A 12491-nucleotide genomic window follows, 5' to 3' on the forward strand; every position below is an offset into this window, starting at 1 on the left:
AGTCCTCGCGCGGGCCGGCGACCGGTACGCCGAGGATCTCGGTCCACTGCTCGGCCAGCCAGGCCTCGGTCCCCGGAGCCGCCGCTTCGTCGTGGCCGGGGCGCGGGGCCGGGTGCCCCGGCTGCTCGGGGCTCGAATACCGAATCACCCGGATCGCCGGGGCACTCGGGTGAACACGCCCAGGAGTCCACTCGAAGGGCGCACCGCCACGGCGGTGACCGCCACCCTCCGGTGGCAGTGGCCGCCCTCGTGAATGACGGTGGTTCAGGCGCACCCCGCGAGTCCCCTTGCCCGACGACGTGTCGGCAGTCGCGGCCCGCGCCGGAAGGATCGTCCCCATGCGTTCTGCACGCACGCTGCTCGCCGGAGCGGCCGTCGCCGCCGCACTGACCGTCGCCGCCCCCGCCGCCTACGCGGACGGCTCCGCCGACAAGAACCTCACCTGGCAGGAGAAGCAGGACAAGGCCGCCAGCCCCGACGGGCAGAAGACCTGGGAGGAGAAGCAGGACAAGAGCTCCTCCTCTTCCTCTTCTTCCGGTGAGGAGCACAAGGCCGAGGAGAAGACCCCGCACGGTGGCGTGCACACCGGCGGCGGCGGCCTGGCCCTGTCCGGCGGCGGCCTCGCTTCCGGCGCCTTCCTGCTTCTCGGCGGCCTCGGTGCCGGCGCGCTCGCGCTGCGACGCGGCCGCCGGACCACCGGCGCCGCGATCTGACCCGGCGCCGCCCCCGCAGCCTCCCCGCCGTGGCCACCGCGCTGAGCGGCGGCCACGGCGGGAACACGTACGGCACCTGCGCCCGACCGTGCGGTGCGGGGCGGCGGCGCTGTCACGGACTCCCCCGTCGGCCGCGGGCCGGCGGCCACCGGTCGCAGCACGACCCGGTGGTCCGCCGACACCGCCCCGGCCGTCACAGGCCTGACCTAGGAGTGGAACGATGGCCGGTCCGGCCGCTGGAACGTCCCGGTTGCTGCGCGCGGGTATGGGCGCCGCGGCCGCCGGCCTGCTGCTGATCTACAACTCGGTGGACGTGGCCCCCGCGTCCGATCCCGGGCCCGGCCAGGCCGCTCCCCCGGCCGCCACCGCGAGCGCCTCCCCCGGTGACGCGGCCCCGGCCGCTGCTACCGCCAAGCCCGCCGGGCCGGCGGCGCCCGCGATGAAACGGGCCAAGCCGACCCGGCTGCGGATCCCGCAGATCGCCGTCGACGCACCGTTCACCGAGCTGACCGTGAACCCGGCCGGGGAGCTCAACGCACCGCCGCCGGAGGACAAGAACCTGGTCGGCTGGTACCGCGACGGCGCCTCACCCGGCGAACGCGGCGCCGCCGTGGTGGCCGGGCACGTGGACACCACCAAGGGCCCGGCGGTCTTCCTGCTGCTCAGCCTGCTCGTCCCCGGCACCAAGGTCGAGGTGCAGCGGGCCGACGGTACGGTCGCCGTCTTCTCGGTGGACTCGGTGGAGACCTTCGCCAAGAACGCCTTCCCCGACCAGCGGGTGTACGGGAAGACGGCGGACTCCCAACTGCGGCTGATCACCTGCGGCGGCGTCTACGACAAGAAGCGCAAGGACTACCTGGACAACGTGGTGGTCTTCGCGCACCTGGAGTCCTCGCGCAAGGCCTGAGCCCGGAGAACCGACGACCGCCGGCCCCCGTGACGGGGGCCGGCGGTCGTTCGTCGCGGCGCAGCGGTCAGCCGCGCACGGTGGCCTCGAACGCGTGCAGGTACGGATTGACCGGCCGGACGTCGGCCACGTCCAGACCGGCCTCCGACATCAGCCGCACCAGGCTCTCCTTGGAGTGCTTCGCACCGCCGACGTTGAGCAGCAGCAGCAGGTCCATCGCGGTGGTGAAGCGCATCGACGGGCTGTCGTCGACCAGGTTCTCGACCACGACGACGCGGGCGCCCGGGCGGGCCGCCAGGACCACGTTGGCGAGGGTGCGGCGGGTGCTCTCGTCGTCCCACTCCAGGATGTTCTTGATGATGTAGAGGTCGGCGTGGACCGGGATGTCGATCCGGCAGTCGCCGGGGACCAGCCGGGCCCGGGCCGAGTAGGCGCCGCCGTCCCGGAGCCGGGGGTCGGCGCCCGCGACCACCTTGGGCAGGTCCAGCAGGGTGCCGTGCAGCGCCGGGTGCTTCTCCAGCAGGCTCGCCAGCACATGGCCCTGACCGCCGCCGATGTCGACCACCGAGTCGATCCCGGTGAGGTCGAGGTACTCGGCGAAGTCGGCGGCGGACTGCCGGCTGGAGGTGGTCATCGCCTTGTCGAAGACCTTGGCCGAGTCTCCCCCCTCGCTGTGCAGGTAGTCGAAGAACTCCTTGCCGAACAGCTCGGGGAAGACGTTGCGGCCGGAGCGGACGGCCTCGTCCAGCTTCGGCCAGGCCTCCCACGTCCACGGCTCGGTGCACCAGAGGGAGATGTAGCGCAGGCTGTTGGGGGCGTCCTCGCGCAGCAGTCGGGACATCTCGGTGTGCTCGAAACGGTCGTCGCCCGTCTCGTGGAAGATGCCGTAGCAGGTGAGGGCGCGCATCAGCCGGCGCAGCGGCTTGGGCTCGGTGTCGAGCGCGGCCGCGAGGTCGGTGACGGGGGTCGGGGTGTCGCCGAGCGCGTCGGCGACACCGAGCCGGGCGGCCGCGCGGACGGCGGCGGCGCAGGCGGCGCCGAAGACGAGCTCCCGCAGGCGCATCGCGGCCTGCGGGGTGGTGGCGGGTGCGGTGGTCATGTGCCGTCTTTCTGCAGGTGGGAGGTGGGGCTGGGGTGTTCGGGGCTGGGTGCTCGGGGCTGCCCGGGCTCTCGGGCCGCCGGGGTGCTCGGGGCTGCGGGTGGAGTCGCGGCTCAGCAGTGGCCGGCCGGCTCGGAGACCGCGCACTGGTTGCGCGCGAAGGAGTTGTCCGTGCCGGTGTCGCGGTCGGCGAGGTCGGCCGGACCGTTGCCGACCACGTGGTTGCCGGTGACGGTGTTGCGGGCGTTGGCCACGCCGACCACGCTGCGGAAGAGCACGATGCCGCCGGACATCGGCGAGGCGCCGACGTTGTCGGTGACCTCGTTCCCGGTCACCGTGGTGTCCTCCGCGCCGGTGAGCAGGATGCCGGTGCCCTGGATGGCGTCGAGGCGGGGGTTGGGCGGGCAGTACCTGTTGTTGGCGACGATCCGGTTGTGGCTGACGCCCAGGGCCCCGGCCCGGGGGACTCCCTCGTCTCCGACGATGAAGACGCCGCCGCAGTTGCCGTGGATCTCGTTCGCCTCCACGCTCAGGTCGCGCAGGCGGCGGACGGTGACACCGATCCGGTTGTCGGTGAGCAGGTTGCCGCTGACCACGGTGCCGTCGGTGGTGAGGGCACCGCCCTCGCTGTCCACGGAGTTGGCGAGGAAGACGCCGGACTGGCCGTTGCGGGTCGACTCGTTGCCGGTGATCACGGCCCGGGTGGACTTCTCCTGGCTGATGCCCTGCTGACCGTTGTCGTGGACGTAGGTGGCGCGCACGGTCATGCCGTCGGTGCCGGAGGCGTTGATGCCGTTCTTGCGGAAGCCGGTGACGGCGAGGGCCTCGATCGTCACGTCGGTGAGCGGGGCGCCGTCGGCCCCGACGACGCAGAGGCCGTGTCCGGCGGTGGCGCAGGCGCCGTCGGCCGCGCCGCCGGGAGCGATCACGCTGGCCGGGCCGGCGCCGCGCAGGGTGAGGCCCGGGGTGGTGATCCGGACGCTGCCCAGGTAGGTGCCGGGGAGCAGCTGGACGGTGTCGCCCGGGCGGGCCTCGTCGACGGCCTGCTGAATCGATTCGCCCGGCTGGACGAGGTGCAGGGCCTCGGCGGCGTGCGCCGGGGGCGCGGCGCCGAGCGCGGTCAGGGCGGTGGTGAGGGCGGTCGTGGCGGCGGCGGTCGCCGCGGCGAGGTGGTGGACCCGTCGCGTGGGCATCAGTGGTGACCTGCTTTCTTGCGCGCTCGCTGGGGCGCCGGCGCGATGACACGGAGTGTGCGGGGGATGACGGCCGGTGGGTGTCGGCCGAACCGACGCTATGGGCGCGCGAGGGGCCTCGCCACCAGGGCTGGGCTGCGGGACTGACGGGGCGTCGGCCAGGTGGCGGCCCCGTCGGCGTGGCGCGCGAGGGCGGGCCGGTCCGGGCGCGGCCGCCGCGGGCTCCCCGCACCGGTGCCGGACGGCACGACGGCGCACCCGATCGCGAGGGTGCGGGCGGGTGCGCCGGGTCCGGTGGGACGGGGTCGGTGGCCCTGGGGATGGTCGGCTGGCCTCGTCGCGACCGGTGGGCCTGAGCCCTGGTCAGGTCGGGCGGGGCCGGTGGGTGCGCCGGAGGTATGGTCTCCACGGGCTCGGCGGTGGCCATGCTGCCTCCACCGGGTTGCTGATCCGTCACGGATCGTGACGTACCCGGGGCTGTCCGGTCTAGCGTTCGAGTCCCGGAGTCAGTCGATCGGGGACGAAAGAGGCCTGGACCGGGCGGGCCGTGCGTGCGCGACAGCAGGGCCGTGCGTGCACGGGGCCAGGATCGCGCCCGCCCGGGCACCGTCCCCCCGGCCCGCGTGGCATGCTCGGGGCCATGAACACCGCCGTCGCCGCGCCGCCCGCCGCGGCCGCACCGCCCGCCGCCCCCGTCCGCAACCCGATCGGCGCCCACGTGCCGGTGGCCGCCCGCGGACTGGCCGGCACGGGCCTGGCGTACGCACGGCGGGTCGGTGCCGAGACGGTCCAGGTGTTCGTGGCCAACCCGCGCGGCTGGGCCACTCCGCCGGGCAACCCCGCTCAGGACGAGGAGTTCCGCACCACCTGCGCCGAGCAGGGCATCCCGGCGTACGTGCACGCGCCCTACCTGATCAACTTCGGCTCGGACAACGCGGCGACCCGCGAGCGGTCGGCCGCCTCGCTGCGGCACTCCCTGCTGCGCGGCCACGCGATCGGCGCCGCCGGCGTGGTGCTGCACACCGGTTCGGCGGTCGGGACGGCCCCGGGCGGCGGCTCGCGACGGGCCGAGGCGATGGCCCAGGTCCGCGCGGACGTCCGGCCGCTGTTGGACGAGCTGGACGCGCTCGGCGAGGGCGCACCCCGGCTGCTGCTGGAGCCGACGGCCGGTCAGGGCAGCTCGCTCTGCTCACGGATGGAGGACCTGGCCGGGTACCTGGACGCGCTGGACGGTCACCCGATGGTCGGGGTCTGTCTGGACACCTGCCACGCCTTCGCGGCCGGCCACGACCTGACGGCGCCGGGCGGGGTCGGCGCGGTACTGGACGCGCTGGTGGCGGCCGCCGGGCCGGACCGGCTGCGGCTGGTCCACGCCAACGACTCCGAGGACGCGGTCGGCGCGCGCAAGGACCGGCACGCCAACATCGGCGCCGGGCTGATCGGGTCGGAGCCGTTCCGCGAGCTGTTCGAACACCCCGCGACGGCGGGCGTCCCCCTGGTGGTGGAGACCCCGGACCGCAAGCACGGCGGCGACGGCACCGGGCACGCGCTGGACATCGCGCTGCTGAAGGAGCTGCGCGAGCGGGCCGCCGTACCCGCCCGGGCCCTGTCCGGGTGAGCTCGGCGGAGCGGCGCGCGGACCGCCCCCGACCGGTCGACCCGGGCTGCCGGGTCCCGGGGGCGGTGGGAGTCTGGAACGACTGACGCCCGAGGCCCCTGGGGGTTTCCGCATGAACCCGACCCGGAACCTGGCTGCGCTGCCGTGCGGCCGCCGCAGCAAGTGGGTCGTCCTGGCGCTGTGGCTGGTGCTGCTGGTCGTGGCCGGACCGCTGGCCGGAAAGCTCACCGACGCCGAGGACAACCAGGCCTCCAGCTGGCTGCCGGGCAACGCGGAGTCCACCCTGGTGCTGAACGAACAGCGCGCCTTCCAACCGGTGGACACCGCCCAGGCCGTGGTGGTGTACCAGCGGGACGGCGGGATCACCCCCGCCGACCGGGTGGAGGCCGCTCGCGACGCGACGGCCTTCGCGACCGCCCCGCACGTCGTGGGACCGGTGGTCGGGCCGGTGCTCTCCGCCGACGGCCGGGCGATGCAGACGATCGTGCCGGTCGACATCGGCACCGGCGGCTGGCAGGACCTGCGCCCCGCGGTGGACAGCATGCGCGCGACCGCCGCCGACGGCAGCCTGGGCATGACCACCCACGTCACCGGCCCGGCCGGGGTCGGCGCCGACCAGGCCGAGGCCTTCGCGGGCATCGACGGCACCCTGCTGGCCGCCACCATCAGCGTGGTGATCGTCCTGCTGCTGCTCACCTACCGCAGCCCGGTGCTCTGGGCGCTGCCGCTGATCTCCGCGGCGGGCGCGCTCGTCGTCGCCCAGGCGGTGATCTACCTGCTGGCCGAGCACTCCGGTCTGACCGTCAACGCGCAGAGCGCCGGCATCCTGATCGTGCTGGTCCTGGGCGCGGGAACGGACTACGCGCTGCTGCTCACCGCCCGCTACCGGGAGGAGCTGAGACGGCACGAGGACCGGCACGAGGCGATGGCGTTCGCGCTGCACCGCGCCGGCCCGGCGATCCTGGCCTCCTCGGCCACCGTGGTCGCCTCGATGCTCTGCCTGCTGATCGCCGAGATGAACTCCACCAGGGGCCTCGGCCCGGTCTGCGCGATCGGTGTCCTGGTGGCCCTGGCGGCGATGCTGACACTGCTGCCGGCCCTGCTGGTGGTCGTCGGCCGCTGGGTGTTCTGGCCGGTCAAGCCCGCGTTCGGAACGCCGGAGCCGACGAAGACCGGCCGGTGGGCCCATGTGGGCACCTGGATCGCCCGCCGTCCGCGCAAGGTGTGGATCGGCACCGCACTGGCGCTGGGGGCCTGCTGCGTCGGGCTGGTCTCGCTGAACGCCACGGGCCTGAGCACCGCGGGCTCCTTCACCGGGACGCCGGACTCGGTGGTCGGCCAACAGGTGCTGGAGCAGCACTTCCCCGGCGGCACCGGCGCTCCGCTGACCGTCATCAGCACGGCGGGCGAGGCGGCCACCGTCCGCGCGGTCGCGCAGGCGACACCCGGCGTCGCCGGGACGTCCACCCCGACCGTGCACGAGGGTCAGGCGCTGTTCCAGGCCACGCTCGCCGATCCGCCGGACAGCCAGGCCGCCAAGGACTCCGTGGACCGGGTGCGGGCCGCCGTGCACGCGGTGCCGAACGCCGACGCCAAGGTGGGCGGCAGCACGGCGGTGATCCTGGACGCCGGACGGGCCGCCGCGAACGACAACCGAGCGATCATCCCGTTGGTGCTCGGCGTGGTGCTGGTGATCCTGGCGGTGCTGCTGCGGGCGGTCACCGCGCCGCTGGTGCTGATCGCCACCGTGGTGCTGTCGTACGCGGCGGCGCTCGGGATCAGCGCGTTCTTCTTCGAGCACGTCTTCCACTTCGAGGGCCAGGACAACGCGTTCCCGCTGTTCGTCTTCGTCTTCCTGGTCGCGCTCGGCATCGACTACAACATCTTCCTGATGACCCGGGTGCGGGAGGAGTCGGTGCACCTCGGCACCCGGCAGGGGACGGTGGCCGGGCTGGCCGCGACCGGTGGGGTGATCACCTCCGCCGGGCTGATCCTGGCCAGCACCTTCGCGGTGCTCGGGACGCTACCGGTGGTGGGGTTCGCCGAGATCGGCTTCGCGGTGGCGCTCGGGGTACTGCTGGACACGCTGGTGGTGCGTTCGGTGCTGGTCACCGCACTGACCATGGACCTGCACCGGCACATGTGGTGGCCGGGGAAGTTGTCCAGGCAAGTTCGTCAGCCGGAGAGCGAGTTGGACAGACAGCTTTAAGTTACCGCTGAGTTCATACGGTTATCGTCGAACGTCTTGCCGGGCGTGGCCGAGGCCGCGTTGACTGCGCACATGCCAACTCCCACCGCCCTTCGCCGCGGCTCGCGACTGGCCGCCGCCTGTGCCGCCGCCGCCCTGCTCACCCCCTGCGCCACCGCCCGAGCGGCGACGCCCCCGGCCGTGACCGCCGCGCCGACGACCGTGACCGCCGCGCCGACGGTCGCGCCGCTCGACGTGCTGACGTACAACGTCTTCCTGATGAGCAAGAACCTCTACCCCAACTGGGGCCAGGACTACCGGGCGAAGGCCATCGCCGCCGACGACGTCTTCCAGGGCCACGACGTGGTCGTGCTCCAGGAGGCCTTCGACAACGCCGCGTCCGACCTTCTCACCTCGCAGGCCTCGGCCGCGTACCCGTACCACACGCCCGTGGTCGGCCGCTCGACCGGCGGCTGGGACGCCACCGGCGGCAGCTTCAGCTCGACCACCCCGGAGGACGGCGGGGTGACGCTGCTCAGCAAGTGGCCGATCCTGCGCAAGGAGCAGTACGTATTCAAGGACGCCTGCGGCAGTGACTGGTGGTCGAACAAGGGCTTCGTCTACGCGGTGCTGAACGTCAACGGCCTGCGCACCCACGTCATCGGTACACACCTGCAGTCCACCGACACCGGCTGCTCCGCCGGGCAGCCGGCCTCGGTGCGGGCGGCGCAGCTCAAGACGATGAAGGCGTTCATCGACGGCAAGAACATCCCGGCCGCCGAGCCGGTGCTGATCGCGGGCGACCTCAACATCGACTCGCACGGCAGCGAGTACCCCTCGCTGCTGGCCAACGCGAACGTGGCGCCCGCCGACACCCGCGACGGCTGGGCGAACTCCTTCGACACGGTCGACAACTCGATCGCCGCCTACCGCTACCCCGGTGAGCCCAAGGAGGACTTGGACTACGTCCTCTACCGGGCCGACCACGCGCGGCCGGCGAGCTACACCAACACGGTGGTCCGCTCCCACAGTGCGCCCTGGACGGTGAGCAGTTGGGGCACGAGCTACACCTACAACGACCTCTCCGACCACTACCCGCTGACGGCCCGGTAGGTCAGTCGGTCGGGCCGACGGGCGGGCTGCCCGTCGGTCCGGCCGTGTCGGGTTCGGCGGCGGGTTCGGCGGGTTCGGCGGGTTCGGCAGCAGCCTGCGGTGAAGACTGCTGCTCAGTCGGCGTCGGTGAAGCGGCGGTACGCGGGGGCGAGCAGCGCCTCCAGCGGGCGGCCGCGCACGGTGATCGCGGAGGCGGCCAACTCGTCGAGGGCCGGGGCCGGTTCGGGCTCACCGTCGGCCGGCGAGACGGGGCTCGGGATGCGGCCCTGCCAGAAGGTGTCGAGACAGTCCGCCAGCGGGCGTTCACCGGGTACGGGCATGGTGGCGGGTCACTCTCCGATCGCGTCGGCGGACAGGGTGAGCAGTTCGCGCAGCCGCTCGGTGGACAGTTCGGCGAGCCACTGCTCGCCGCCGCCGACCACGGCGTCGGCCAGCGCCCGCTTCGCGGTGATCAGCTCGTCGATCCGCTCCTCGACGGTGCCGACGCACACCAGCCGCCGGACCTGCACGTCTCGGCGCTGGCCGATCCGGTGCGCCCGGTCGGTGGCCTGGTCCTCGACGGCGGGGTTCCACCAACGGTCGAGGTGGATCACCTGGTTGGCGGCGGAGAGGTTGAGGCCGGTGCCGCCGGCCTTGAGCGAGAGCAGGAAGACCCTCGGCCCGTCCGGGGCCCGGAACCGCTCGACCAGGTCGTCCCGCCGCCCCCTGGGCACCCCGCCGTGCAGGTACGGCACCTCCTCGCCCAGGCGCCGGCTCAGGTACGGCTGGAGCATGGCGCCGAACTCGGCGTACTGGGTGAAGACCAGGGCCCGGTCCCCCTCGGCCAGCGCCTCCTCCAGCACCTCGACCAGCCGCTCGACCTTGCCGGAGCGACCGGCCACCGCCGTCCCGTCGTGAAGGAGTTGGGCCGGGTGGTTGCACACCTGCTTGAGCCGGCCGATCGCCGTCAGCACCGCGCCGTTGCGCTCCACGCCCCGGGCTCCCTGGAGGCGCTGCAGCAGATCGGCGACCACCGCCCGGTAGAGACCGGCCTGTTCGGCGGTGAGGCCGCAGTGGACGGTGAACTCCTGTTTGGCCGGGAGGTCCTGGGCGATCAGCGGGTCGCTCTTGCTCCGGCGGAGCAGGAACGGGCCGCTCAACCGCCGGAGCCTGGCCGCGACCTCGGCGTTGCCGGACTGCTCGACCGGGATCGAGAAGCGCTCCTTGAACGACTCCGCGCTCCCGAACAGGCCGGGGTTGGCGAAATCCAGGATGGCGTGCAGGTCGGCCAGCCGGTTCTCCACGGGGGTGCCGGTGAGGGCGATCCGGGGGCCGGAGCGCAGTGACCCGAGCGCCCTGGACTGCCGGGCCGCGGGGTTCTTGACGTGCTGGGCCTCGTCGGCGACGATCCGCCGCCAGCGGATCCGTCGCAGGTCGGCGGCGTCCCGCTGCACCAGACCGTAGGTGGTGATCACCAGGTCGGCGGACGGGTCGGGCACCGTGCGGTCACCGCCGTGGTGGACGTGGACGCGCAGACCGGGGGCGAAGCGTGCCGCCTCCCGCTGCCAGTTGCCGACCAGCGACATCGGGCAGACCAGCAGGGTGGGCCCGACCGCACCGCGCTCCTGCTCCAGGGCGAGCAGGGCGAGGGTCTGGACGGTCTTGCCGAGGCCCATGTCGTCGGCGAGCACGGCGCCCAGGCCGAGCCGGCCGAGGGCGTCCAGCCAGGCCAACCCCCGGCGCTGGTAAGGGCGGAGAGTGCCGGTGAACTCCCTGGGCAGCTCCGGAACCCGGGCCGCGTCGGCGGGCCCGCCGGCCAGCAGCTCGCCGATCGGCCCGGTGGCGTGGACGGCCGTGACGGGGAGGCCGTCGACGGTGGCGCGGTCGTCCACCGCCAGCCGCAGCAGTTCGACCGGCGCCATCGTGCCGCTGCCGTGGTCGGCCAGGAACCGCACCGCAGCGGCAAGTTGAGCCTCGTCCACCTCGATCCAGCGGCCGCGCAACCGGACCAGACCCCGCTGTGCGGCCGCAAGCTCGGCCAACTCCTCCTCGGTGAGGGTCAGTTCACCGAGCGAAAGCTGCCACTGGAAGGCCAGCACGGCGTCCCGGTCGATCTGCGCGGTGCGCTTGACCGCGCCGGGGGTATCGGCCGGAGCAGCGGTGAGGGCGAGCCCGATCCGGGGGCGCCGCTGCCACCAGGCCGGGAGCAGCACGCCGAAGCCGGCCCGGGTGAGCGCGGGCGCCGCCGTGCGCAGGAAGAGCAGAGCGCCGTCGCGGTCGAGGTCGACGCCGGTGGGGCGGGGCGTCAGCAGGGCGGTGCGCAGCGGCGGGTGGATCCGGGCGGCCCGGTCGAGCTCGGCCAGGTAGGCCCCGGCCGGATCGGGGACGGTGCGGGCCAGGGCCGCGTATGCCTCGTCCTCGGCCCACACCGCGGCGGCGGGAACGACCAGGGAGGGCCGGTCGACGGCCTGGACGAGCAGGTCGAGCCGCCAGAAGTCGGCGACCGCGCCGCCCTCGGGGTCCTCCGGGTCCGGACCGAGCGGTTCGGCGAGGCGAAGGTTCAGCCTGACCGGGCTGTCCACCGGCCGGGCGGCGTACCAGGCGGCGAGCCGCTCGGGCAGGTCGGCGGGCGGGGCGGCGTGGAGCCGGCCGTCGGCGCGGTGGAGCGCGGCGAGCCAGGGCTCGGCGGGCGGTTCGAGGTCCGCGAGCGCGGCCCGGGCCTCGCGGTCGACCAGGGTGTCGAGCAGTTCCGTGGCCAGGTCGACGGCGGAGCGCTCGACGGGGGCGTGCTCGGGGGCACCCGGCTCGGGCGGGCGCGGTCCTGTCGCGTGCGGTTCTGCCGGGGGCGGCCCCGATGGCGGGGGCGGTCCCGACGGGGGCGGCCCCGACGGAGGCTGCTCGGCGCGGCAGACCGGGGGGCACCCGGCAGCGAGCGCCGCGAGCTCACGGCGGGCCGAGGCATCGGGAGCGGGCCGCCAGCGCGCGTACCACTCCCCCGGCCGCTCCTGCTCCAGCGCGGGCAACAGCCGCCCCCGCCCGACCAGCCGCCAGGCGAGGTCGTGGACGGCGGACAGCCAGCGCAGCGAGGCGCCGTACGCGAGCTCGACGGACTCGCCGCCGGAGAGCTCAACGGTCGCCCCCGGCCAGTACGGGTCGTGCAGCGCGCCCAGCAGTTGGGCCGCCTCGGCGGCGTCGAACAGCAGGGACGGCACCCGCCAGGGGCTCAGCGCGACTCCGCGCGGCGCGGCGCCGACGGGCAGGTCGGGCGAGGGGACCGGTCGGCCGCCGAGGGCGGGCAACAGCAGGCCGGTCCAGCGCTCGGCCCCCTGGCCGGCGAGCCAGTCGAGGCCCGGCCCGATCGCTCCCAGCAGGCGGGCGACGTCGCCGGCGGCGCAGGCGTACGGATGGGCGCCGGCCCGGCTGTCGTCCACCCGGCCGGCACCGGCCCGGTCCGCCGCGCGCCGATGGACTGCGGCGCGCCCGGTCCGGTACGCCTCGGCGTCCTCCGCCCAGAGGGCGAGGCGGCCGTCGGCTCGCCAGAGCGCGTGCAGGGCGTACATCGGCCAGGGCCTTCCGGGGGCGGTGGGGACAGCGGGCTTCCCAGCCTAGCTTCGAGGTCCGACAGCGCGGGCCGGCCGCAGTCGGGCGGCGGGACGACGACCTCGGACGGCGGCTCGGGAC

At 74.3% G+C, this 12491-nt stretch carries 9 protein-coding genes; 5 read left to right on the top strand and 4 right to left on the bottom strand.

The genetic code is table 11. The annotated features are described in order from the left end of the window. Positions 1–338: 338 nt before the first annotated feature. Positions 339–713 (top strand): hypothetical protein, encoded by a 375-nt coding sequence (locus AB0J08_RS02560; protein WP_360625633.1) that lies wholly within the window; start codon positions 339–341, stop codon positions 711–713. Between the two features lie 220 nt (positions 714–933). After that, on the top strand, positions 934–1620 hold the full coding sequence (locus AB0J08_RS02565) for a class F sortase (protein WP_360625635.1): 687 nt from the start codon (positions 934–936) through the stop codon (positions 1618–1620). A gap of 67 nt (positions 1621–1687) precedes the next feature. Here AB0J08_RS02565 and AB0J08_RS02570 read toward each other — a convergent pair whose 3' ends face one another. After that, positions 1688–2719: a methyltransferase gene (locus AB0J08_RS02570; protein WP_360625638.1), complete on the bottom strand. Its 1032-nt coding sequence runs from the start codon at positions 2717–2719 to the stop codon at positions 1688–1690. A gap of 113 nt (positions 2720–2832) precedes the next feature. Next, the gene (locus AB0J08_RS02575; protein ID WP_360625641.1) at positions 2833–3912 is read right to left on the bottom strand and encodes a right-handed parallel beta-helix repeat-containing protein; all 1080 of its coding nucleotides are present in this window, start codon (positions 3910–3912) and stop codon (positions 2833–2835) included. Between the two features lie 640 nt (positions 3913–4552). On the opposite strand from AB0J08_RS02575, the gene AB0J08_RS02580 reads away from it, so the two are divergent. The 3 genes from AB0J08_RS02580 (at position 4553) to sph (ending at position 8831) form a co-directional block, all read left to right on the top strand. Further along, positions 4553–5530 carry a deoxyribonuclease IV gene (locus tag AB0J08_RS02580; RefSeq protein ID WP_360625644.1) on the top strand — a complete coding sequence of 326 codons (978 nt, stop codon included), beginning with the start codon at positions 4553–4555 and terminating at the stop codon, positions 5528–5530. 112 nt (positions 5531–5642) lie between these two features. Beyond that, positions 5643–7739, top strand: a complete 2097-nt coding sequence (locus AB0J08_RS02585) for an MMPL family transporter (protein WP_360625647.1) — start codon at positions 5643–5645, stop codon at positions 7737–7739. Between the two features lie 72 nt (positions 7740–7811). Continuing rightward, positions 7812–8831, top strand: a complete 1020-nt coding sequence (sph, locus tag AB0J08_RS02590) for a sphingomyelin phosphodiesterase (protein ID WP_360625650.1) — start codon at positions 7812–7814, stop codon at positions 8829–8831. A gap of 113 nt (positions 8832–8944) precedes the next feature. On the opposite strand, the gene AB0J08_RS02595 is transcribed toward sph, so the two are convergent. After that, positions 8945–9151 (bottom strand): hypothetical protein, encoded by a 207-nt coding sequence (locus AB0J08_RS02595; RefSeq protein ID WP_360625653.1) that lies wholly within the window; start codon positions 9149–9151, stop codon positions 8945–8947. A 9-nt stretch (positions 9152–9160) separates the two neighbouring features. Then, positions 9161–12370, bottom strand: coding sequence for a DEAD/DEAH box helicase (locus tag AB0J08_RS02600; protein ID WP_360625656.1), 3210 nt, complete (start codon positions 12368–12370; stop codon positions 9161–9163). Positions 12371–12491 lie beyond the last annotated feature (121 nt).

Origin of the sequence: Kitasatospora sp. NPDC050463, from assembly GCF_040655255.1 — a bacterium.
In the GTDB taxonomy this organism is placed as follows: domain Bacteria; phylum Actinomycetota; class Actinomycetes; order Streptomycetales; family Streptomycetaceae; genus Kitasatospora.